This is a genomic window from Clostridiales bacterium, from assembly GCA_017569285.1.
Classification (GTDB): domain Bacteria; phylum Bacillota; class Clostridia; order Christensenellales; family Aristaeellaceae; genus Aristaeella.
In genome coordinates this window covers 348216-373018 of record CP069419.1, presented here as the reverse complement: position 1 = coordinate 373018, position 24803 = coordinate 348216, and the positions used below count along the sequence as shown (strand labels likewise).

Below are 24803 nucleotides of genomic sequence, written 5' to 3'. Positions count from 1 at the left end.
CAGGAAAATGCAGGATTCAGAAGGGAAGGAACATACCGGAACACACAACCAAGGCGATAAAGCTGGCAACCACAATGCAGGCAATCAGGTCTGCACGGGTCAGTCTGAGGGAACGGAGGCGGGTCCTGCCGTCCCCCCCGTGGTAACAGCGGCTTTCCATGGCCATGGCCAGGTCACCGGCACGGCGGAATGCACTGACAAACAGGGGGACCAGAAGGGGAACCATCGCTTTGGCCCTGGAAATCAGGTTTCCGCTCTCAAAGTCAGCGCCGCGGGCCATCTGGGCTTTCATGATCTTGTCCGTTTCCTCCAGCAATGTCGGAATGAACCGGAGCGCAATGGTCATCATCATGGCCAGTTCGTGTGCAGGAAAATGAATCTTCTTCAGCGGTGTCAGCAGGATTTCCAGTCCGTCAGCCAGGGCAACGGGGGATGTTGTCAGTGTCAGCAGGGAGGTGCCGGCTACCAGGAAAACCAGACGCAGGGAATAGAACAGCGCCTGCAGAAATGCCTCCTGCGTAATCCGGACAATCCAGAATTTCACCCATACAATATCACCCTGAGTAAAGAAAAGATTAAGGAAAAAAGTCAGGATGAGAATAATCCGGAGGGGCTTCAGCCCTTTCAGCAGCATACGGAACGGCACCCGGGAAAGCCGGGCAACAAAGAAAATGAACGCAAAAAGCAGGACGTAGCCGGAGAAAGACTGTGCCAGGAATACCGAAACGATAAAGCCAATTGTCAGGATCAGCTTGATCCGCGGATCCAGGCGGTGCACCGGACTGTCCACCGGATAATACTGGCCGATTGTAATGTTGTTCAGCATGCTGGTCCCTCCTTCCTCCGGGACCAGAGCTGAAGAATGGCATCCTTCAGTTCCTCTGTGCGATACAGGTCCGGAGGAATATCCAGCCCCCTGTTTCGCAGTTCACGGCAGAGGTGAACGGCTTCAGGAACATCCAGACCGATGGAGGTCATCATTTCGGACTGGGCAAAGATTTCCCTCGGCGTACCGGTGGCGACCAGCTTGCCGTCCGCAATCACCAGCAGGCGGGTGGCCAGGCGGGCCATATCATCCATACTGTGTGATACCATCAGAATGGTCACATTTCCTTCGGAATGAAGCTCCTCCAGCATGGACAGAATCCGATCCCGGCCACGCGGGTCCAGCCCGGCTGTCGGCTCATCCAGAATCAGCACAGAGGGACGCATGGCAAGCACACCGGCAATTGCCACACGGCGCATCTGTCCGCCGGAGAGCTCAAACGGGCTGCGCTCTGCATACTTGTCATAATCCAGATGGACACTGGCCATGGCATAGCGGACCCGTTCATCGATTTCTGCAGAAGACAACCCCATGTTCTTTGGGCCGAAAGCAATATCCTTTGCGACGGTCTCTTCAAAGAGCTGATATTCCGGATACTGGAAGACAAGACCGATTTTCTGGCGCAGAAGCCGGCGGTTTGTATGCTCGCCGTTGAGATCCTCTCCGTCAATCAGGACTTCTCCGGAAGTTGGCTTCAGCAGGCCGTTCAGGTGCTGGACCAGGGTGGACTTGCCGGAACCGGTGTGGCCGATAATTCCGATGAATTCCCCGTCATCGATCCGGAAGCTGATATTGTCGAGCGCGACTGTGCTCAGCGGTGTCCCCGCAGAATAAAGGTGTGTCAGGTGGCGGACTTCAATGGACATATTGCTTTTTCCACCTCCTGTACAAGATCATCAACAGTCAGGACGCCATCCCGGATGGGCAGCCCTTCCCGGCGCAGCTCATCCGCAAGCGCGGTCATATGAGGGACATCCAGATGCATCTCCCGCATCGCGTCCACATGACCGAAAACCTCAGCAGGGGTACCGTCAAGGCGCACGGAGCCGTCTGTCACTACCAGGACCCGGTCCGCCAGGGCGGCTTCCTCCATGAAATGGGTGATCCAGATGACAGTAATCCCTTTGCTCCGGTTCAGCATACGGATGGTATCAAGTACTTCCTTCCGGCCGGAAGGATCCAGCATAGCAGTCGCTTCATCGGCAATAATCACAGAGGGCTCCATCGCCAGAATGCCTGCAATCGCAACACGCTGCTTCTGGCCGCCCGACAGCTGGTGCGGGGCAGAATCGGCATACCGGTTCATCCGGACGGCAGAGAGCGCACTCTCAATCCGCGGAATCATCTCTTCTGAAGGAATGCCGAGGTTTTCCAGGCCAAAGGCAACGTCTTCCTTCACAACGGTTGCAACGATCTGGTTATCCGGATTCTGGAAGATCATACCGGCACGCTGCCGGATTTCCCATACCAGCTTTTCATCGCGTGTATCGTACCCGCAGACCACAACATTTCCCTCCGTAGGAGTATACAGGGCATTCAAAAGCTTGGCGAGTGTGGACTTCCCGGAACCGTTGTGCCCGAGAACTGCCACAAACTCGCCCGGCCTGATTTCTGCCTTAATATGGGAGAGAGCGGGTGAAGATGAACCATCATACATAAAGGATACATCCTTTACGTCAATCTGCGTATCGGTCTGCATCAGTATCAGATACCTCCAAGTAAGCAATCGGGAATGTCAGTTGGCTGTCAGCTCTATACAGTGGATCTGTGGATAACAGAAAAGCCGGCAGGGAACGACCGATGTTCCGATTCCGCGTGAAATCAGGAGTGTTCCGCGGTTTTCCTTCAGCCAGCCTGAACGGTACCGGTCCGGTACATCCGGGGCAATATCCAGCAGATCAGCGAAGAAAGACATCTGCCCGCCGTGCGTATGACCGAAGAGCCCGAGATCCATCCAGCCCAGGGATCCGGATGCGTTGGGAGCCTGTTGCGCAATGGGAATCAGGGACGGGTCGTGTGCAAGGAAAATGACAAAATCCGAGACGGACAGGCTGCGTACAAGTGATCTGATATCCGGAGCCCCTTTTGCGGGCTTGTCTGCTCCGGCAATATAAATCCGGCCTGTACCGATGTTGATGGATGCTGTTTTGTTAACGAGCGGAACTACATCTGCGGCGTTCATGGCATCCAGCAGCTGAGCCTGTTCATAGCCGGTTTCCCCGCGGTCCGACTCGCCCAGGACGCCGTAAATACCGTACCGGGCGTGGATTTTGTTCATCTTTTTCATCTGCTGGAAAAAACGGATGGCGGAGGCATTGTCCGTGGCGTAATCACCGCCGAAAAGCACCAGGTCCGGCCGGAGATTATTGATCCGTGAAATGAGCCCCTCCAGATCGGAATCGGAATACCAGAATCCCCAATGGATATCTGACAGGAATACCACACGCAGATGATTGGCATCAGGCGGCAGATCATCCATTGCCATTGAAGCTTTATCCGTCAGGAGGATCCGTGCTTCAAGGAACGGATATGAAATGACCGCCAGCAGCAGCAAAACGAGCAAAAAACCCCGGAGGCGTTTCCGACGGCTTTTCTTCCTGTGCCGACCTTTTCCGCCCGGAACTGAGGCAGTGGAGGCAACAGGCCATGGCTGAGAAGGAGCGTGCTTCCCCCGGTATTCATTCATGGAAAAACCTCCTCCTTCCAGCCAGATTTACACTAACATCTTATTATACGCCGAACAGCCGGTTTCTTCAACCCATTCGGTCTGAGCGGAGAACTGCATAGATCACGACATCAATGAATTCCGATTTGTTCAGAAGCCGCCCGCGGAGTATTCCTTCACGGCGCATTCCGCACTTTTCCATGACCCGTCCGCTTGCGGGATTGCGGACATCATGCTGGGCTTCAAGACGATTCAGCGCGCCAATCCGGTCGAATGCGGAACGGATAACGGCAGAGAGCGCCTGGGTGGCATACCCGTGGTTCCAGTATTCCCGGGAAAAACTGTATCCGACTTCAGCTGCATGGTGAACCGGTGAATATCCGACAAACCCGATGGAACCGATCACATGGCCGGTCGGTCTGTGAACAACAGCCCATGAAGAGGGAAGACCCCGGCGGTACATGGAACGGACATAGCGGATATAGGCCCGGGTATCCGAAATGCTCCGGTGCGGTTCCCACATCACATATCTTGCAACTTCCGGATCGGAAGCATACCGGAATATATCCTTTGCATCTCCCATACGGACCGGGCGCAGGATCAGGTCGGCAGTCTCCAGCACCGGCAGATTCGAAAAATAGACAGCCGGGTTGCTGTCTGCTGATTCCGGAAGCCTGAACAGTGCAGAAAAACAGGATTTGAACATGGTTTTCACCCCTCCCGGGAAGGAAACGGACTGCCGGTCCGTTATCATTACCGAATGACGGTTTTTTCGACGGGACGAACCGTAATTCCTTCCGGCGGCGGCGCTTTGATTGACACCCCTCCGGAAAGGAAGTACAATGTTTGCATTAGTTCCGTGAACGATTCCGAAAGGAAGGAAATGTATATGAAGAGAACGGGTTTGCTATTGAAAGTGGCTGCTTTGCTGGCGGCATTGCTGATGCTGACAACAGCCACGGCCTTTGCACAGGCCGAAGCTCCCGCAGACTGGGACGGGATGGTGTTTTCCCTGACCTGGTTTGACGGGAACGGTGAACAGCAGACCGCCCAGGCTGTTCCGGTATACGAACAGCCGGGAAGCTTCTGGATCTGCATTCCGGGCGACGTGAATGCGGCCGGTCTGTTTTTTGACGCCTCCCATCCATGGCACGAATATACATTTGATCCCATGCCGGGTACAGCACTGCCGGTTCCCGCCGATGCCGGGGACAGACTGAATCCCGATACTCCCTATTTTGTGATTACGGCTTCTGAATATGATATTTATTATTCTTTCCGTCTGTATATTTCTTTTACGACGGCAATGCCGGTAATCGAGCTGTATACACCGGAACCGACGGAAGAACCGACACCGGAACCGACGGAAGAACCGACACCGGAACCGACGGAAGAGCCCACACCGGAACCGACGGAAGAACCGACACCGGAACCGACGGAAGAACCGACGCCGGAACCGACGGAAGAACCGACACCGGAACCGACGGAAGAGCCCACACCGGAACCGACGGAAGAACCGACACCGGAACCGACGGAAGAACCGACACCGGAACCGACGGAAGAGCCGACACCGGAACCGACGGAAGAGCCGACACCGGAACCGACAGAAGAACCCACACCGGAACCGACAGAAGAACCCACACCGGAACCGACGGAAGAACCCACACCGGAACCGACAGAAGAACCCACACCGGAACCGACAGAAGAACCCACACCGGAACCGACAGAAGAGCCGACACCGGAACCGACAGAAGAGCCGACGCAGGCACCGACGGATGAACCTGCCGCAGAACCGGCAGCCTTTATTTCAGCAGAAGCTCTTCCCGTCGGACAATACCTGAATATTTACGGAAGGACCAACGCGAATGTCAATTTCCGCTCCGGCCCATCCAAGGACACCAATAAAAAAGGAAGCCTGAGCTCCGGAAAAACAGTCTATATTATTATCAACGAAACCGGCAGAGACAATGCGGTCTGGTCCAGAGTCAACGTGGACGGAGACGAAGGATACCTGAAGAGCGAATTTGTCGATGTCATGAGTCCGGAAGACAGTGACCGGTACAACCTGGCCCAGTTCAGTCCTGCTCCTGTGTATACCGCGACACCAGCACCCACAGAAGAACCTACAGCTGAGCCGACTGCGGAACCGACAGCCGAACCGACGGCTGAGCCGACTACGGAACCGACAGCCGAACCGACGGCTGAACCGACAGCGGAACCGACAGCCGAACCGACGGTTGAGCCGACAGCGGAACCGACAGCCGAACCGACAGCCGAACCGACAGCCGAACCGACAGCCGAACCGACGGCTGAGCCGACTGCGGAACCGACAGCCGAACCGACAGCGGCACCTGCTGAAGTACTGCCCCAGACGCCGGATGAAGAGCCTGCAGCGCAGCTGAAAGCGGAGTCTCTTCCAATCGGACAATACCTGAATGTTTACGGGACCACCAATGCGAAGGTAAACTTCCGGGCGGCTCCTTCCACCGACGCTGCACGCAAGGGAACCCTGAGTGCGGGTGAGAACGTCTATATCATTATGAATGAAGTCGGGGGCGACGGATCCATATGGTCCCGGGTCAGCGTCAACGGTGATGAGGGATACCTGAAGAGTGAGTTCCTGGATGCAATGAGCCTGGACAACAGCAACCGCTACAACCAGAGCCAGTCAAGCCCCGCACCTGTATATACCGCGACACCGGCTCCCACGGAAGCGCCGACAGCTGAACCGACTTCAGTGCCGGCAGCTGAACCGACTGCAATACCGACAACTGAACCGACGGCAGAACCGACTTCCGAGCCGGCTGTTATCATGACCGCCGAATCGCTTCCTGTCGGACAGATGATCAATGTTTACGGAGTTACCAACGCAAAGGTAAACTTCCGCGCAGCACCGGCTTCTGACTCTGCGCGGAAGGGGAGCCTGAGCAGCGGAAAACATGTCTATATCATCCGGAATGAAGTTGGAAGCGACGGCTCGATCTGGTCCAGCGTCAATGCAGACGGCCAGGAAGGATACCTGAAGAGTGAATTCATCAATGTGCTGAGTCTGGATGACAGCAACCGCTACAACCAGGCCCAGCCGAGCCCTGCACCGGTTTACACATCCACTCCGGCTCCGACTGCAGAGCCCACATCGGAACCGACGGCAGAGCCGACTCCGGTGATTACCCCGGAACCCACGGCAGTTCCAACGGAGAAACCCACTCCGGAACCGGTGGAAGTGGATGAAATCCAGAACCGTTATGTAAAAACCAGCAAAAACGTCAACTTCCGGAAGGAAGCCAGTACGAATTCCACCCTGCTCAAAAAGCTGAAACCGAATACAATGGCCTATCTGATCCGAATGGTGCTGAATGATAAGGATGAAGAATGGGCTCATATCATGGTGGACGGGCAGGAAGGCTATATCAAATGGGAGTTTGTTGAAAATGGCCTGACGCTGCAGGAAAGCCGGGACTATGACGCCGCCCAGGCGACTCCGGCACCGGTATATTCTCCGGACAGATTCCGTGAAGAAGAACCGGCAAAGCCGACCCTGGCACCGACCGCTGAACCGACCGTGGAACCGACTGCAACACCCGAACCGACTCCGGAACCGACCCCGGAACCGACAGCTGAGCCGACTGCCACGCCGGAACCAACTGCAACTCCGGAGCCGACCGCCAGCCCGGAACCGACCACTGAGCCGACGCCCACAGCGCCGCCGACTCCCGCACCGACACAGGAACCCTATCAGCGGGTTGGACATGCTGTAACAATCGGTGACGGCATCTATGTCCGGAACTGGCCTGGAAGCATGAGCGTCATCATCGATGAACTGCCCGCAAACAAGGTGGTTTATGTGACCGGACAGGAATATGTGGACGGAGTTGCCTGGCATGTTGCCCAGTATGACGGCACATCCGGATATATCCGGGCGGATATGCTGCGCATGATGAGCTCGATGGAGGAAGCGGCTTTCCTGGAGGAAGCCACCCAGACAGAGGAACCGGAACCGGTGATTACGCTTCCGCCGTATAACCCGGACAGCCTCAGCTGCTATGGTTACGTCTCGGCTGATTCCGTCAATTTCCGCAGCGAACCCAGTATGAACGGAAACAAAATCGGACGGCTGAAGAAATACGCTCTGTGCATCGTTTATGATACGATCAGTCAGGGAGGAGACCAGTGGCTGCGGGTCAGCTACAATGGCCAGACAGGCTATGTGAACGGCGGCTATTTCAAACAGATGACCGTCAGTGAGGCAGATGCGTTCTTTGGTTCTCCCCAATACCTGGAAGGAATCGCAAACAATACGGAGCCTTCTTCCGGCAAGACGAACCCGGGTTCATCCCAGCCTGCAACCACCGGAACGCCGACCGGCGTTGTTTCCGCGGAAGACCAGCGTGTTAATACCTGGACCAATCCCAACAGCGAAATCAAGGTAAGCTATAAGCCGTTTGATCCGTTTGCGACGCCGGCACCGCTCCCTGAGAACAGCAGCAGCACCCCCGGAAATACCGAATACCTGGACTCCCTGGCAGAGAGAATCCGGAACGGAAGCCTGAAGGAGGAAGACCTGCAGAATACGCTGGAGATCGCCTACCAGGATAACAGCAACAAGGAAGAAACGATTGCGGCGGCTATCGGGTATATCCGGGAAAAGACCGGCACCGGAACGGCCCAGCCGGCTGAAAGCCCGGTACCGACCGAAAGCCCGGAAACAAAGGAAAATATTACATATGAACAGGACGCCGGGCAGGGCGGAGGGTTCGGATGGCTGATCGGGGGAATCTTCGTGCTCGGCGCTGCCGGAGCCGGATATGCGGTATACGCCAACCGGAACAGGAAACGCGAAGCCGCCCAGCGGATGGCCCAGAAGCGTGTCGCACAGCAGCGTGCGCAGAACGCCGGAACAGCCAAGCCCCAGAACACCCCGGCAGTGAGGCCTCAGGCATCTGCAGCAGGCCGGCCGCAGCAGCCCGGAACAGCACGGCCGGGTGCCGTGGCAGAACCCGGCGCTGCCCAGCAGGCAGCCCGGATCAGGACCGGAATCTATACGGGAAACAACGGAACGGCTGTTCCCAGGCCTAACGGAACAAATGCCGGAGGACAGGCAACCGTGAAGCCATACTCCAGGAATGTGGACAATCCATACGGACGATACACATCCGGGACCGAAGACGATGCGGATTACACCGCTTCATTCAAACCGGAAGGAAACCGGGAAACCAGCACGGTATCCCGGCGCAGAAGGAATCCGGATCAGACAAAAACGGAAAGCTGAACCGGCTTTCGGACGGAGAGACAGAAATGACCAGAAAAAGTACCGCTGAACGCAAAAAGAGCATGCTCAGGATTGGAGCGCTTGTCCTTGCAGGCATTATGCTTGGGAGTGTAGTACTGGCAGCTATACTGCAGGGCGTAGTCTGATTTTCCGGCTGTGGCAGAGAAAATGGAGGTGAAACCGGTGAAGGATCCGGGGAACAGGAAGGTATCACTCGGTACGCGGGTGATGCTAGTAGTGACCCTTCTGGTTCTGATCGGATCGGTTATGATCCTGATCCGGTTTTCCTCCGGCAGGTCCATTGACCTGACCGGTGCCGGAATGAATCCCCTGAATCTGGAAGAAAGCTATACCGGCCCGGATGAAGTTACCGGCAAGCCGGGAAATACTCCGGAACCGGACCGGGACAACGAAACAGCTGATCTTCTGCATGAAACTGCATCCGGTGTTTCCGCACCGCCGGAAGCCACTCCGGTGACTGCAGCTGCCGAACGGAGCTTTACCATGACGGTGGCCGGTACGGTGGCAATGGACGGCGAAGTCCGGAAAAACAGCTACCTTTCAGATTCCAGGACATATGATTTCTCGGATGTTTTGAGCCTTCTGAAAAATGAAATCCGGTCTGATCTGAATGCGGTTTTCCTGGAAAATATCATCAGCGACGAGGAAAAGGTCTCCGATACGGTTACACCGTCTTCCGTGGCCAGGGTCCTGAAAAATGCCGGTTTCCAGGTTGCAGCATGCGGATTTGCCAACGCATGGGCCAAGGAAAGCGGCGGAGTTTCCTCCACCCGGACAAACCTGAGGGAAAACGGTATTTCACCGGCCGGAATATTCGAATCCGGAGACCGGGAACGGGTCAGCATCACTGTGGTTCAGGGAATCCGGATTTCGATTCTGTCATATACGGACACCGTTTCTGCTTCCACCCGGAAGAAAATGGATAAAAAGGAAGAATCCGATACTGTGCCGGCGGCAGAAAGCGAACGGATTGCAGCAGATATTACCGAAGCCCGGAACCGCGGCGCGGAAGCGGTGATTGTCCTGATGAACTGGGGCAAGGTCGGAAAAACGCCGGATAAAGCCCAGAAAGCGCTGGCCCAGAGCATTGCGGATGCGGGGGCAGACCTGATTATCGGAGCCGGAAGCCGGGTTCCGCAGGCGGCAGAGTATCTTACTGTACAGCAGCCGGACGGAAATGAAAAAGAGATCCTGTGTATCTGGAGCCTGGGAACCGTACTGAGCGGAGACCGCTCCAATATCAGGAGGATTTCCGGGTACCTGCTGCACGTCCGCATTCATATGACCCGGGACGGTAAAGCTGCAGTGGAACAGCCGGAGTATACGCCGCTTTATACATGGCGGTACCGGCAGGACGGCCAGTACTATTACCGGTGCCTTGCCGCCAACCGGACCCCGCCGGACGGAATGGACAACGAACAGATCAAAAACATGGACAAGGCAGCAGAGGCTGTGCGGAGTGCCCTGGCCGGTTCTCCGCTGTCAGAACGATAGGAAGGGAAAATGATCTCTGTGAATCCTTTTCGTGAAGAACTGAGGAGTATTCTGGACGCCCTGGAAACGGAACGTCCCGCAGTGCTCCGGCGAAGCCGGTCCGAAGAATGGCTGTATGCTACCGACCTTCCTGCAGCAGCTTCAGAGAACACGCTGAATGATTTCATCAACCGGGCGGGTAAGGCTGGATGGAAGCTGGTAAGGGAAGGCGGATGGATTCTGCTGGACCGCAAAGACGGCGTATTTCTGCCCGGATTCATTCCGGAGGAGTGTACAACCGGCCCGGCAGCTGCATGCTGCAGAAGCCTGCTGGAACGACATCGGAACCATCTGGCCCCTTCAGACGGGAACACCGAGAGGATGCTGCTGAAAGCAGGAGAGGAAAGCCGGGAATCCTATGAGGAAGCATGCCGGAAACTGCATGCCCGGTGGGCAGAACGGCTCCGCGGCCATCAGGGAATTCCGGCTGTGCATATGACTTTTTTCGGCGGAGGGAAATGATATGGTTATCCGGCAGATTCATCACGCAGAATTCCTGATTGAAACGGAAAGCGGATTCCGGATTGCAACGGATCCTTATGACAGTTCCTGCGGCTACCCGGTTGAAGCGGTAAAAGCGGACGCGGTCCTTGTTTCCCACGGACATCGGGATCACAATGCGGTGGAGAACATCACCGGCCATCCGGCTGTGATCAGCGGGGAAGGGACATTCTCCCCGGACCCGATGATCCGGATTACTGCCATCGCCGGGTACCATGATGACGAAGAAGGCAAAAAAAGAGGAACAACATTGCTGTTCCTGATCGAAGCAGAAGGACTGCGGGTGGTTCATCTGGGTGACCTGGGCTGTGCGCTGAATGAAGAACAAATCCGGAAATTGTTCCGGCCTGATATCCTGATGGTTCCGGTCGGTGGCTTCTTTACGATTGACGGGAAACAGGCGGCTGAAACAGCTAAAATCCTGGAGGCCCGCACGGTCCTGCCGATGCACTATAAAACACAGTATATTTCCGGATGGCCCATTTCCGGACCGGAGGATTTCCTGAAAGCTTATTCCGGAAAGGCAGTATTACAGGATGCGGAAGCGCTCAGGGTTACATCCGGCGATATGGAATGCCAGCCGCAGGCAGTGCTGTTCCGGCAGTGACAGGGGTATACAAAATCAGGGAACCGGCATAGCATAGCCGGTTCCTTTTTTATTCCTGTTCCAGGATGCAGACAGCGGCTGCGACTCCGGCATCATGCGTAATGCTTAAAAGGATCCGGCTCCCGGCGGTCCTTTCTGCCAGACGGCCGTTCAGGCGGAAATACGGGGTTCCGGTCTGCGTATGGAGGATTTCTGCCTCCTTCAGGTTAAAATCAATTCCGGATCCCAGCGCCTTAGCCAGGGCTTCGCGGGCCGCAAAAAGGCCGGCCAGCGTCTGTGCGGCACCTTTCCCCTTGGTGTGAACATAACGGATTTCATCCGGCGTAAACCAGCGGTTCATGAACCGTTCATCCGCCATCAGCTTTTCCATTCGGGAGATTTCACAAAGATCAATTCCAATACCGTTACACATATCCATTCACCCCTCTGACGGATACATTACCGCAGGTAGCGAAGAACCGCCGGCCTTAGGCAAGCCGCACCGCTGCGGGCCAGGGCGGCTGCATCATTCCCGGCCGGGGTTTCATCCACGACCCGGATATCCCACACGGAGTTCGGCCTCCTTACTATCAGATGTTGCATCGGCTGGCAGCATTATACAACATCTTGATGTTTTCATCAATTACAGGTATAATACTCAAGTTGATTCCATTGTAATTTTCTTTCCGGAGGGGGCGCAGGTTCATGCTGAATCCAGGACGTATGATTATGTCGCTGCAGCAGAATATCGGCAAGGCGATTGTCGGCAAGGAGGAAGCCGTTGAATATGCGCTGATTGCATTGCTGTGCAAAGGCCATGTGCTGATTGAAGATGTGCCGGGCGTCGGGAAGACGACACTGGCCAGCGCGCTGGCCCGGTCACTGGACTGTACATTCCGGAGAATTCAGTTTACGCCGGATCTGATGCCGTCGGATGTAACCGGCTACACCCTGATCAACATCAAGACAGGTGAAATGGAATATCGGGAAGGGGCAGTAATGAGCCAGATCGTTCTGGCGGATGAGATCAACCGTACCAGCCCCAAAACCCAGTCCGCCCTGCTGGAGGTTATGGAAGAGCATCAGGTAACAGTGGACGGGGAAACCCACCCGCTGCCGCGGCCGTTTATTGTGCTTGCCACCCAGAACCCCGGAGAATTTGTCGGAACTTATCCGCTGCCGGAAGCCCAGGTTGACCGGTTCTTCCTGCGTATATCCATCGGATACCCGACTGTCCAGCAGGAAATGGATGTCCTGGAGCGCTATTCCGGAAGCATTCCGCCAATGGCAACGATTGAACCTGTCTGCAGCGCCCAGGATGTGATTGCCATGCAGGACCAGGTGACGCGGGTTTACTGTTCACCGGAGGTAAGATCCTATGTGGCGACACTGGCAGCCGCGACCCGTGAGGATCCTTCCTTCACACTGGGGGCATCCACGCGGGCGGCCATTGCACTGCTGCGCGGGGGCCAGGCCTGCGCGCTGCTGGACGACCGGGATTTTGTGCTTCCGGAGGATATCCAGCACATGTTCCTTCCGGTTCTTGCCCACAGGATGGTCCTTTCACCGGAAACAAAAATGAAAGGGATCCAGACGGAGCAGATTCTGCTGAACATTCTGCAGAACACCGCGGTCCCCGTTAAATTATGAAGAGCCATCTGATGATGCCGGCCGGGCTGTTTGCGATGCTGCTGACCGCGGCGATGTCGACCGGCAGCACACTGCTGTTTGTTCTCGCAATCATGGTTGCGCTGACGGTATTTGTTTGCCTGATCAGCGTAATATGGGCTTCCGCGACTGTTCGTATTACCGCTGAGATAGAGGACCAGACGGTTTACCGGGGAGAACATACCACGCTTGTGCTGGGAGTGAGCCACGGCGGGTGGATTCCGGTCGCACCTGTGATCCTGGAAATCCCGTCCATGAGCGGCGGGGATAGCCGGAAGATCCGGCTGAAGGATATTCCCGGCCGCGTTCAGAGCCTTCGGATGCCGATTGATGCTGCACATGTGGGCATTTACACATCAGGAATACAAACCTGCATGATAGAAGATATGCTGGGAATGTTCCAGCGGGTGATCCGTCCGGATGAGACGGTTTATTCACTGACGGTGCTTCCGCGCGTTTTTGATGTGGACCCGCTGGTGATGGCGCCCGGCGATCCCGGCAGTGAACTGATGGCGCGGGCCAATGAGGATCTGAATGCTCCTTCTGATATCCGGGCCTACCAGCCCGGTGACGCGATGAAGAAAATCCACTGGAAGCTTTCAGCCAGAAAACAGGAACTGATTGTGCGGAAGTTTGAAGAGCCCCTGCTGCAGGAGGTCCTGATCCTGATGGATTGCTCGAGGCCGCCGTTCCATGGAGATTCCCAGGCGGAAGCCGATATCCGGGACACGCTGCTTGAGACAGCAGCATCCCTGTTTTCTGCCCAGATGCGGACAGACCACGAAATCCGGATGCCGCTCACCGGCAGCAGGCCGGCAGAGGCGGACCGCAGCATTGGTACGACTATTGCACTGAAGTATCTTGCCGGAGTCGATTTTTCTGAAACAGACCGGTTTGAACGGGTGCTTCAGATGGAAAGCAGCCGGATGAGCAAAGTCGGCTGCGTGGCAGTGGTAACAGCACGTCTGAACTATGCGATGGTGGATATCATGACCCGGATTCACAGGACCGGCCCCAACCTGCGCCTGTACCTGGTGACATCCACCCCGGAAGACGCGAACGTGCTGCCTCTGATATCAAGGCTGCAGCACAGTGAGATCGAAGTAGCCTATGTGACGCCGAATGCCGGGTAAACGGGATTTGGATTCGGGAAGGAGGGAGACCGGATGGGCATGAAAATCCGCGCAAGGGCAGTCCATGCGCTGATTGCTTTTCTTTTGTCTGCCGGACTGATCATGCCGCTGCTTGGCGTGATGGATCCCTCTCTCTTTGATTCGGGGATGCTGCTCCTTTCCGCAGCCATTATCATCGTGCTGGAAGCTGCCTGCCTGCATCGGATATCAGTGATCGCGGTGACTGGGGCCGGACTGGCCGGATTACTGGTCTGGCTGACAGGAAGCGGATCCCGGATGATGTCGGATTATGTGATGGCGATGGCCCTGCGGATGCATGGAATCCAGTCGGCGCTTCCGCTGATTGCCAGGCAGGCGATGCGGATTACCACGATCGCCATGACCATGATCTGCTTCACGGTGACAATCCGAAGGGCGACATGCCTTCCGTCCCTGCTGCTCTGTATCGGTGTTGCACTGATGACATGGTTTTCAGAGCGCCAGGATCTGCTTCCGTGGATGCTCCCGGCCCTGGCAGCTGTGCTGACACTGATCCTGATCACCCGGAATGAAGAAACCCCGGCACTCCGTGTTCTCCCATGGGCTGCACTGATCACTGTACTTGCTTTCCTGCTGGGCGGGGGATGTACGGAAGTGCCTGCGTTGAAGAATAAGGCGGATGATATACGCCAGGCGATTATGGACCGCCTGTTTTTTACGGAAGCCCGGGATGTTTTCTCGCTTTATGCAGTCGGATATTCGCCGCAGGGACAGGATCAGCTGGGCGGCAAACCCAATCCGGAAAAAACACCGGTTATGCAGGTGAACACTCCGCGTACCACATATCTGCGCGGCACAATTTACGATGCCTATACGGGGCGCTCCTGGGGCAACACAGCAGGCGGACGCAGGTATCTGTGGCAGTCCGGCCGGATGGAGAGCAACAGGCGCCGTCTGTTTGACCAGGGCCTGCCGCCGGATTCCATCCAGAATTCACTGAGCGGAACGGAAACGATCCGTATTCGTCTGCTGAATGAAAGCCCCTCCACGCTTTTTGTACCGCAGCGGGTCCGGGAACTGATTCCCGGAGCGGATCTGGTTCCTTATTTTTCCGATGCATCCGAAATTTTCATTACGCGGAATCTTCAGGACGGGGATACGTATACAGTCCGGGCACCATTGTTTACCTCCGACGATGCAGGAATCGGAGCCCTGCTGGATTTCTGCGCTGCGAAGAGCGATACGGGGTGGGAAGATGTTCCGGAGATCTATACGGCACTTCCGGATCATCTGGAAGAGTCCGTATACGACCTGGCCCGGAAGATCACTGCAGGGGTCAGCAACCCGTATGAAAAGGCAGCCGCAATTCAGAACTGGCTGAGGAACAACTGCCGTTATACCCTGGATGTCAGTGAACATCCGGAGAACATCGATTTTGTGACCATGTTTCTGTTCCAGACCCGGAAAGGATACTGTACATATTTCGCGTCGGCAATGACAGTGCTGTGCCGGATGGCCGGACTGCCGGCACGGTATGTGGAAGGATACCTGGCGGAGCCGGGTGCCGGCGGAGAGGCACTGGTAACAGGAGAAAACGCACATGCGTGGACCGAAGTCTGTTTTAAGGGCTTCGGATGGCTGACATTTGATGCGACTCCCAAAACACGAAATGCATCACAGAACGCCCAGCCGCCGGAAAACCCATCTGCACCGGACGCAGCTCCGTCCCCGGATCCCATAACCAACACAGAGAATGCCACGCCGACCCCGGAAGCGGATCATCCGAATCCGACGCCGGAACCGGAACCGACGAGTCCGCCGGATTCCGGGACAGTCCCGCCGCAGGACTCCGATTCCGGGCGTACGGACAACGGCGGGTCAGGCGGATTTCCCTGGTTGATTTTGCTTGCAATCCTGCTGCTGACCGCACTGGCAGCCCGGATCACGGTGACATCCCCGGTGCTTCGTGAAAAGCGGGCCGGATCGGAGGAAAAAAAGACGGAGATCTGGATTCAGGAAGTATCTGATCTGTTTGCAGCTGAAAACCTGACCCGGAAGAACGGGGAATCGCCGATTGCATTCACCCGGCGGATTGACCGGATGGGGCCGTTCTCCACATCGGTTGAGCCGGTCGGAAGGATTGTATCGGTGCTGCGGTATTCCGCAATGCAGCCCGGACAGGAGGATACCGGATTTATCCGGGATACGGCTGTACTCCTGAAGTCAGAACTCAGCCGGCCTGGACATGTGCGGTACTGGATGCGGCGCGTGTTTCTTCCCGCCGCGCGGCGCAGCTGGAGCCGGTAAGCCGGGGATGGTTCTTGTCAAACCGGAAGAATCCCATTATAATGAAATAAAGTATATGTCTCGGACAGAAAGGATGCTGAAGTATGACGATTCGTGAAAATTATGAACAGTGGCTGAAAGACTTCGCGGATGATGCGGAAACGGTTCGGGAACTTCTGGAAATCCGGGATGATGAGAAGGAAATTGAAGACCGTTTTTATACCGAACTGAGTTTCGGTACCGCCGGAATGCGCGGCGTACTTGGCGCCGGTATGAACCGGATGAATAAGTATAATGTCCGCCGTGCGACAAAAGGCCTGGCCGGGCATTTGCTGAAGAACCCGGCAGACGCGGCGCGCGGTGTCGTCATTGCTTATGACAGCCGGCGGTTCAGCGCTGAATTCGCCAGGGATACTGCCCTGGTACTGTGCGCGGAAGGCGTACCGGCTTTCCTGTTTGACGCACTGCGGCCGGTTCCGGTCCTGAGCTTTGCGGTCCGGCATCTGCATGCGGCAGCCGGCGTGGTGATAACGGCCAGCCATAATCCGCCCCAGTACAACGGATACAAGGTATACGGGGAAGACGGTGCCCAGGTGGCTCCTGAAATCGCAGAAAGCATTACCCGGGTTATCCGTGCCACAAAGTATACCGAATGCCGCCTGATGGATGAGCAGGAAGCGCTGGACAAAGGGCTGCTGAAAATCATCGGAAACAAAGAAGTGGACGATGACTATATTGCCAGAATCAAGACGCTGAGTATCAATCCGGAACTGCTGAAGAAGGAAGGTCCCAGGCTGAATATCGTGTACACGCCCCTTCATGGCAGCGGAAACGTACCGGTCCGCCGTGTGCTGAAGGAAATCGGGCTGACCAACGTTGCGGTGGTGAAGGAACAGGAAATGCCGGATCCGAATTTCAGCACGATCAAGGTCCCGAATCCGGAAGATCCGGGTGCTTACGAGCTTGCATTCAAAAAAGCCGCAGAAGTCGGCGCCAGCGTGATCTTTGCGACAGATCCCGACTGTGACCGGCTGGGCGTTGCCGTTAAGGACGGTTCCGGTGAGTGGCATCTCCTGAGCGGTAACCAGATCGGCTGCGTACTGCTTCATTACATCCTTTCCAGCAAGCAGAAAAGCGGAACGCTGCCGGCCAACGGGGCTGCTGTCAAGAGCATTGTTTCCACCAGCCTGGCCAACCGGATCTGCGAAAGCTTCCATGTAAAACTCTTCGAAACGCTGACCGGATTCAAGTTTATCGGCGAGAAGATCCAGCAGTTTATGGACAGCGGGGATTATACCTTTCTGTTCGGATTTGAGGAAAGCTATGGCTTCCTGAGCAGCACATTTGTCCGGGACAAGGATGGTGTAAATGCGAGCCTGCTGATCAGTGAGGTTGCCTGTGCCTGCATGGCGGAAGGTATTACCCTGTATGACCGTGTCCAGCAGATTTTCCGGGAATACGGCTATTATGTGGAGAATGTGGTCTCCACAACGCTGCCCGGAAAGGACGGACTGACACGTATGAAAGAGATCATGACCGGCCTGCGGAACAATCCGCCGAAGGAAATTGCCGGCCTGAAGGTGACAGCGGTCCGCGATTACCTGAAGGGAACAAGGATGTCAGGCGGAACGGAAGAGCCGACCGGGCTTCCCATTTCGGATGTACTGTACTTTGAACTGGAAAAAGGATGCTGGGTATGCGTACGTCCTTCCGGAACGGAGCCAAAGATCAAACTGTATGTGAACAGCAATGATTCGGAGCAGGCAAAGGCGGAAGAACTGAACCGGCGGCTGTGTGAAGCCAGCAAGGCGCTGATGGCATAATCAATATCAAGGTCCCGGAACGGGGCAGACGGAGGACTACCGGACATGTTTGGCAGAATGATGAATAACTACTATTACGGAAAGAGCGGAAAGGGAGATTTCCGGAAGGAGGACCTGCCCGAAACGCGTTCCCAGCTTTTCCGGGATACGCTGCGCACACGGCTTTCCGCGCTTTGCCGGCTGAATCTGCTGTACATGCTGGTCTGGCTGCCCACGATGATTGTGATCATGGTGTCTGCAATGAATATGTATTCCACACTGACCAATTTTGCCCTGATCCAGGATAATAATTATCCGGCATATGTGGAGATGATGCAGAATTCCGGGGTGGAGAATGTCATCTCTGAGGAAGAATTCGGCTCACTGGTTTCCCAGAAGGATGAATTGGGCACCTATATGAACTCCACCCTGAGGGCTTCCCTGACCAGGCTTCTGCTGTGGCTGATTCCCTGTATCGCAATTACCGGTCCGTTTACAGCCGGCCTGAGCTATGTGACCCGGAACTGGGCACGGGATGAACATGCGTTTGTATGGACTGACTTCAAGGACGCGGTCAGGGAGAACTGGAAGCAGGCCCTCGTGATCAGCGCTGTTACCGGGTTCCTTCCGCTGGCGGTATATGAAGGATGGAGCTTCTACGGGGAGATGGCATCACAGAATATGATCCTGATTATTCCGCAGGTGCTGGTGATTCTGGTCGGCCTCATCTGGGCGATTTCCGTGACCTATATGTATCCGATTATTGTGACCTATGAACTGAAGATGAAGGACGCTCTTCGCAACGGCCTGCTGCTTGGGGTGGCGCGCCTTCCGTTCAGTGTCGGCATCCGGCTGCTTCATTGCGTGCCGGCGCTCATTTTCTTTGCTGCTGTCTGGTTCTTCGGACTGGACCTGATGATCGGACTTATGATCCTGGGCGGCTATTATATGCTGATCGGTTTCTCACTGAGCCGTTTTATCACTGCCAGCTATACAAATGCCGTGTTTGACCGGTATATCAACAGCCGGATTGAAGGCGCCAAGGTCAACCAGGGGCTGAAGGCTCCGGAAGACGATGAAGATGAAGACGAAACTGAAAACGGGACGGATCCGGAATAACAGGCAGCGGGGAAGGTAACGACATGTATCAGGCATTTGCCGAACTGTACGATGAACTGATGGATGACGTAGACTATGAAAGCTGGGCGGATTATTATACCCGCCTGCTTTCCATTTACGGCATCCGGAACGGTAAAATCTGCGAATGCGCCTGTGGTACAGGCGGGCTGACCATTCCGCTGCACCGGCGCGGTTTTCAGATGACCGGTGTGGATATCAGCCGCGAGATGCTGTGGGAAGCAGCCCAGAAATCCCGGAAACTCGGGATTGCGATGCCGTTTGTCCAGCAGGATATGAAAGCACTGAATCTCCACCGGCCGATGGACGCTGTACTGGCAACATGTGACGGTGTGAATTACCTGCTGACGGAGGAGGATCTTCTCAGTTTCTTCCGGGCAGCACATCGGGCAATCAAACCGGGCGGTGCCCTGGTATTTGACGTATCCACTCCATATAAACTGAAGAATGTGCTGTGCAGCGGACTGATGGCGGAAGATCGGGAGAATATTACCTATATGTGGCAGAATTCCTGGAATGAGCGCCAGAAGACCGTCAGCCTGGATCTTGTTTTTTTTGTTCGTGAAAAGGAAAACCAGTACCGCCGGATTGAGGAACACCAGAAACAGCGGGCCTGGGATGAGAAAACACTGAAGGAAAACCTCTGGCATGCCGGATTCCGGGCGGTCAGCATATACGGGGATTTTACCCTGAACAGCAGCACGGACGGAAATCAGCGGTGGCATGTTGCTGCTACCCGGGCGGAGGATGAGGAATAAACCGGAGAAAGGGAAGACCATGGCAAACAGGGATGAAATGCTTCAGATCGATCTGTGCGGCGGACAGGTGCGGGTGATGCTCTGCGAAACGACACAGACGGTTCAGCGCTGTACCGATATTCATGAGTGTACACCGGTTTGTTCTGCTGCCCTGGGAAGGCTGATGACCGGCACGGTGATGCTGGGAATCATGATGAAGGGCGAAGATGAATCGGTAACTGTGACGATCAAGGGAGACGGCCCCATGGGCTCTCTGGTCGCGGTTGCGGATCACGGAAAAGTCCGTGCCTGCGCGGATGATACGCAGGTTGAGCTTCCGCTCCGGGAGGACGGGAAACTGGATGTCGGCGGCGCTGTCGGCCATTCCGGCCGGATGAGCGTGATCAAGGATCTGGGACTGAAGAAAAATTACATCGGCCAGAGCGAGCTTGTGAACGGCGAGATTGCAATGGATTTCGCCCAGTATTTTACCGTATCGGAACAACAGCCAAGCCTTGTGGCACTGGGGGTGCTGGTCAGCGGAAGCAGGATCCTGAAAGCCGGCGGACTGCTGATTCAGCCGCTGCCCGGATGCCCGGATGAAATCATTGATCAGCTGGAGCTGAGGAGCCCGATGTTTGCCGATATCAGCCGGGAAATGACATTCGCTCCGATTGAACAGCTGTGCAGCGACTGGTTCCGCGGAATGGATCCGGTTATTCTGGAACGGACGCCGATATCCTATCAGTGCACATGCTCACGGGAACGGATGGAGAAGGCACTGATTTCCCTCGGACGGAAGGACCTGACCAGCCTCATCGATGAAGACCACGGTGCCGAACTGGTTTGCCATTTCTGCCGCAGCCGTTATGCTTTTTCCGAGGATGACCTGAGAGAACTGATCCGGAATGCTTCAGAAAACGGAGGAGAGAAACCAGATGAAAATGCCGATTGTGAACTTTGATGAGCATTTTGCGGAATATGTATCTGAATGGATGAAAGCCCATCAGAGTGAATACAGCAACTTTGACGAGATGGAAGAGGATATGCCGCGGGTATATATGAACTTCCTGAACACCCGCGCGAAATGGCTCGGCAATGTAACGCCCGGCGCGTATTTTACCCAGTTCGAGGATCCCAAGGTACTGGTGGACTGGATGAACCAATACTGCGCGGAACGGGTACCGCTGCCGGAACCGCTGCTGGAACAGATTTCCTTTGTCGGGAAGCCCTGTGAAAAACGACTGACCGCGCTGCTGAAGGATGAGGAATCGGAAGAAGAGGCACGGATGACTGCCATTGAACTGCTGCGTGAGATGGACAGCACGATGCCTAAAATGCTGTATATCAACTGGCAGCTGGACCGGGAAGAAAAGGATGATATGAAGGACAAGGCCCTGGAAAGCCTGACTGCCATGGGGGAAACCGTTGTCCAGCCAATTCTGCAGAACCTGAATCAGGCGTGCCCGGCCGGACAGGAAGCCCTGATGGAGGTGCTGTCCAATTTTCCCGGAGATGACCGGATATTCAAGCTGGCGATCCGGCTGTTTGAAGAGAAAAAAGAACGCCGGGCACTGTTTGCCGGATATCTTGCAAAACTGGGGGATGACCGTGCGCTGCCGGCGCTGATCAGTGCAGCGCAGGAGCCCGGACTTCCATACCTGACGTTTATTGAGGTCCGGAATGCCATCGAAGCTCTCGGCGGCGTATGCCCGGAGCGGGAATATGATGACGATCCGGAGTATGAGGCACTTCGGCAGATGGATCTGACGTGAAGGAAAGCCGGGCTGACAGGCCCGGGCAATGATCTGCGGAAAGCAGGGAGGTGATGGAATGCTGTGTCAGAAATGCGGATATTACAGTGAGAGTGATGAGAGCGTATGCCCGGCATGCGGGCAGATCCTGAAGCATGAGTCCGGCTTCCGTCAGCAGGGAGCCCAGGCAATCCGGCAGGGGAAAAAAGCACGGGAAGCGCTGAAAAACAAAACAGAACAGAAACCGGATGCGGCGGAGACCCGGAGAAGGCGCAGCGGGGCAAGCCATGCCACCATGGAAATACCCGCTGTGGCAGATACCCGCCAGCCGGGACAGGATTATTTTGACCGTTTTACCGTCTCCGAAGATCCGGAGCAGAATCCGGGCAGGGAGATCATCGAGCGCAGGCGGCGGACCATATATGATGATGAGGCTGATCCGGATCAGGCTGCGAAGTATCTGGCATCGGTGGAAGCGAACCGGCGTCCGCATCGGCAGATGGTCAACTGGATGAAGATTGCCGTGATTGCGGCGATCGCCATGATTGTGCTGGCAGCCGGAAGCTTTGGCTTCCTGAAATACACCAATCCCGGGCAGAAAATCCTGGTTCGTCTCGGAATGCATTTTCCGAAGCTGACCATGCAGGTTTCCACTGCCGCGTTATGGGAAGTCGGGGATGAAATGCTGGATTCCGGACGGATTGATGACGCGATTGCGTGCTATGAGAAGGCAAAAGCGCAGGACGAAGATTCTCCGAACCATTATTCGGATCCGGACGGTCTGCTGAATCTTGGCAGCGCCTATGAAGCGGCAGGAATGGTGGATGAAGCCGCGGAGCTTTACAAGTATATATATGAAAACACACCATCCCGGCCGGAGGCTTACATTGCCCATATCCGGATTCTGCAGAACAACGGGCAGGAACGGGAAGCCGGGGAACTGATGAAACAGGCTTACGAGAAGACGGGGGATGCATCCTTCCAGACCCAGCGGAGCGACCTGCTGCCGGTTCCGCCGGAAGCGGAACCGAAGGCCGGCTTCTACAATGCGCTGAAGTCCCTTGTACTGTCTTCCCCCCAGGGGTATGATGTTTATTATACATTCGATGAAAACGCGCTCCTTCCGTACCAGGGAATCCTGTATCAGTATCCGGTTCCGCTTCCGGAGGGGGTCCGGACGCTTCGGGCAGTCGCGGTGAACGGCCAGCTTGTCTCCGATGAAATCAAGGGTACATACCGGATTGCCCTGCCATCACCGATGACTCCCCAGGCCAACCTGGCACCGAATACATATAAAACCAGCCAGCGCGTTAAGCTGAAACCGGGCAAGGATGATATCGGCGATGATCATATCCGGATCTACTATACGATCGACGGTTCCAATCCGGGCCTGAACAGTCCCATATATACCGGGGAGCCGATCCAGCTGGCGAACGGATGGGTGACCCTGAAAGCGATTGCGGTCAACCAGTATGGAAAACCTTCGAATACGCTGGAGGTCAAATACAAAATCGATGCGAATCCCAAGCCCAAGGAAGCATTCAATGCCAGCGACACATTGGATTCACTGAAGCTCGGAAGTACTTCCCAGCAGGAGTTTCAGGAGAAATACGGTGAAGGGACACCGGCCGGCAAGGTGGAGAATGACGGTTTTGATACAGAGTGCCGCCGGTATGTATATCCCTGGGGCTATGCGATCATGAATATGAACAAGTCCCGGAAAACCTGGGTGGTTGTGGAAGTATATTATTCAACACCGGGGACATTCAAAGCGCCTCGGGGAACTGCAATCGGAAGGGCTGAAAAGGACGTAACCAACCAATTCCGGGATATGCTTCAGCTGGAGAACGAAGAAGGGTACCGCGGTCTCTATGAGATTACCAACGGAAAAGGAACCATTACACCATATGAGGACGGTTCCAAGCTGATCCAGTACACGTTCTATTCTTCGGAGAGCAAGTATCTGGTACTGGAATACTATGTCGGAACGGACGGAACGGTGACAGGAATTGACCTGAGGCACAGTGTCAGAACGCCAAACCGTACATAGGCAGAATCGGAAGTACAACCGCAGGAGACAACCATGACAACCGGACCGATTATCGATATACATGCCCATGTGTTTCCCGATGCAATCGCTCAGAAGGCGGCAGGAAGCATCGGGAAATTTTACGGTATGACCGCAAAGCACTGCGGAACAGTCAGGCAGCTGGCCGATGAATATGGCAAAGCCGGGATATGCAGCGGATGCATTCATTCAGTGGCGGTCACACCGCAATATATCCCGGCCATTAACCGGTTTATCGCAGAGACCGTGAGAAATGATCCCGGGAAGTTTACGGGATATGCCGCGATTCATCCCGGGGCGGAAGATATTCCGGGACTCATTGATGAAGTGAGATCCATGGGACTGAAAGGATTCAAAATCCATCCCGACATGCAGCAGTTTGCGCTGGACAGTCCGGAAGCCATGAATATGTTCAGCCGGATTGAAGGGCAGATGCCGGTCATGATCCATACAGGGGACAGGCGGTTTGAATATTCCAACCCGAAACGGATGAAACGGGTTCTGGATACATTTCCGCACCTGATATGCATCTGCGCCCATCTCGGCGGATGGAGCGAATGGGAGGATGCCTGGAAAACGCTTGCGGGGTATGAGAATGTCTATGTGGATACATCCAGTTCCCTGTATGCGTTTACACCGGAGAAAGGACGGGATATGATCCGGCACTACAGCAGGGAACGGGTCCTGTTCGGAACGGATTACCCGATGTGGACTCCCGGAGAGGAGCTGGATCATTTCCGGAAGCTGGAACTGACAGATGATGAAACGGAAAAAATCCTGTACCGGAATGCAGCAGAACTTCTGCAGCTCACCTGAACAGGGTACATCCCATTTCACG

General features: G+C 55.4%; 20 protein-coding genes. 14 read left to right on the top strand and 6 right to left on the bottom strand.

The genetic code is table 11. The features are described 5' to 3' along the window. Positions 1 to 16: 16 nt before the first annotated feature. From JNO48_01715 to JNO48_01695, 5 genes are all read right to left on the bottom strand, one after another. Positions 17 to 826, bottom strand: coding sequence for an energy-coupling factor transporter transmembrane protein EcfT (locus JNO48_01715; protein QTE68652.1), 810 nt, complete (start codon positions 824 to 826; stop codon positions 17 to 19). Then, positions 820 to 1692, bottom strand: a complete 873-nt coding sequence (locus JNO48_01710; protein ID QTE68651.1) for an energy-coupling factor transporter ATPase — start codon at positions 1690 to 1692, stop codon at positions 820 to 822. The genes JNO48_01715 and JNO48_01710 overlap by 7 nt, the downstream gene beginning before the upstream one ends. Then, positions 1668 to 2525 carry an energy-coupling factor transporter ATPase gene (locus JNO48_01705; protein QTE68650.1) on the bottom strand — a complete coding sequence of 286 codons (858 nt, stop codon included), beginning with the start codon at positions 2523 to 2525 and terminating at the stop codon, positions 1668 to 1670. The genes JNO48_01710 and JNO48_01705 overlap by 25 nt, the downstream gene beginning before the upstream one ends. 36 nt (positions 2526 to 2561) lie before the next feature. Next, positions 2562 to 3311 (bottom strand): metallophosphoesterase, encoded by a 750-nt coding sequence (locus JNO48_01700; GenBank protein QTE68649.1) that lies wholly within the window; start codon positions 3309 to 3311, stop codon positions 2562 to 2564. Between the two features lie 268 nt (positions 3312 to 3579). Next, positions 3580 to 4197 carry a GNAT family N-acetyltransferase gene (locus JNO48_01695; GenBank protein QTE68648.1) on the bottom strand — a complete coding sequence of 206 codons (618 nt, stop codon included), beginning with the start codon at positions 4195 to 4197 and terminating at the stop codon, positions 3580 to 3582. A gap of 183 nt (positions 4198 to 4380) precedes the next feature. On the opposite strand from JNO48_01695, the gene JNO48_01690 reads away from it, so the two are divergent. From JNO48_01690 to JNO48_01675, 4 genes are all read left to right on the top strand, one after another. Further along, positions 4381 to 8760, top strand: a complete 4380-nt coding sequence (locus tag JNO48_01690) for an SH3 domain-containing protein (GenBank protein QTE68647.1) — start codon at positions 4381 to 4383, stop codon at positions 8758 to 8760. A 183-nt stretch (positions 8761 to 8943) separates the two neighbouring features. Beyond that, positions 8944 to 10275 carry a CapA family protein gene (locus JNO48_01685; GenBank protein ID QTE68646.1) on the top strand — a complete coding sequence of 444 codons (1332 nt, stop codon included), beginning with the start codon at positions 8944 to 8946 and terminating at the stop codon, positions 10273 to 10275. Between the two features lie 9 nt (positions 10276 to 10284). Continuing rightward, on the top strand, positions 10285 to 10776 hold the full coding sequence (locus JNO48_01680) for a hypothetical protein (protein ID QTE68645.1): 492 nt from the start codon (positions 10285 to 10287) through the stop codon (positions 10774 to 10776). Position 10777: 1 nt separating this feature from the next. Further along, positions 10778 to 11422 (top strand): MBL fold metallo-hydrolase, encoded by a 645-nt coding sequence (locus JNO48_01675; GenBank protein ID QTE68644.1) that lies wholly within the window; start codon positions 10778 to 10780, stop codon positions 11420 to 11422. Between the two features lie 49 nt (positions 11423 to 11471). Here the strand turns inward: JNO48_01675 and acpS are convergent, their stop codons facing one another. Then, positions 11472 to 11834 carry a holo-ACP synthase gene (acpS, locus tag JNO48_01670; GenBank protein QTE68643.1) on the bottom strand — a complete coding sequence of 121 codons (363 nt, stop codon included), beginning with the start codon at positions 11832 to 11834 and terminating at the stop codon, positions 11472 to 11474. A gap of 272 nt (positions 11835 to 12106) precedes the next feature. Here acpS and JNO48_01665 point away from each other — a divergent pair, with 272 nt between their 5' ends. The 10 genes from JNO48_01665 (at position 12107) to JNO48_01620 (ending at position 24781) form a co-directional block, all read left to right on the top strand. Continuing rightward, entirely contained in the window at positions 12107 to 13051 is a 945-nt protein-coding gene (locus JNO48_01665) for a MoxR family ATPase (protein ID QTE68642.1), read from the top strand. Next, the gene (locus JNO48_01660; protein ID QTE68641.1) at positions 13048 to 14202 is read left to right on the top strand and encodes a DUF58 domain-containing protein; all 1155 of its coding nucleotides are present in this window, start codon (positions 13048 to 13050) and stop codon (positions 14200 to 14202) included. Before JNO48_01665 ends, JNO48_01660 begins: the two co-directional genes overlap by 4 nt. Before the next feature lie 33 nt (positions 14203 to 14235). After that, a complete protein-coding gene (locus JNO48_01655; protein QTE68640.1) occupies positions 14236 to 16488 on the top strand; it encodes a hypothetical protein in 2253 nt (750 codons plus the stop codon). 83 nt (positions 16489 to 16571) lie between these two features. Beyond that, positions 16572 to 18290: a phospho-sugar mutase gene (locus JNO48_01650; GenBank protein ID QTE68639.1), complete on the top strand. Its 1719-nt coding sequence runs from the start codon at positions 16572 to 16574 to the stop codon at positions 18288 to 18290. Positions 18291 to 18335: 45 nt separating this feature from the next. Further along, the gene (locus tag JNO48_01645; GenBank protein ID QTE68638.1) at positions 18336 to 19388 is read left to right on the top strand and encodes a DUF624 domain-containing protein; all 1053 of its coding nucleotides are present in this window, start codon (positions 18336 to 18338) and stop codon (positions 19386 to 19388) included. Between the two features lie 23 nt (positions 19389 to 19411). Beyond that, on the top strand, positions 19412 to 20164 hold the full coding sequence (locus JNO48_01640) for a class I SAM-dependent methyltransferase (protein QTE68637.1): 753 nt from the start codon (positions 19412 to 19414) through the stop codon (positions 20162 to 20164). Positions 20165 to 20183: 19 nt separating this feature from the next. Beyond that, a complete protein-coding gene (gene hslO, locus JNO48_01635; GenBank protein ID QTE68636.1) occupies positions 20184 to 21107 on the top strand; it encodes an Hsp33 family molecular chaperone HslO in 924 nt (307 codons plus the stop codon). Continuing rightward, a complete protein-coding gene (locus JNO48_01630; GenBank protein QTE68635.1) occupies positions 21082 to 21918 on the top strand; it encodes a hypothetical protein in 837 nt (278 codons plus the stop codon). Before hslO ends, JNO48_01630 begins: the two co-directional genes overlap by 26 nt. 58 nt (positions 21919 to 21976) lie before the next feature. Further along, positions 21977 to 23947, top strand: coding sequence for a chitobiase/beta-hexosaminidase C-terminal domain-containing protein (locus JNO48_01625; GenBank protein QTE68634.1), 1971 nt, complete (start codon positions 21977 to 21979; stop codon positions 23945 to 23947). 33 nt (positions 23948 to 23980) lie between these two features. Beyond that, positions 23981 to 24781 carry an amidohydrolase family protein gene (locus JNO48_01620; GenBank protein QTE68633.1) on the top strand — a complete coding sequence of 267 codons (801 nt, stop codon included), beginning with the start codon at positions 23981 to 23983 and terminating at the stop codon, positions 24779 to 24781. Positions 24782 to 24803 lie beyond the last annotated feature (22 nt).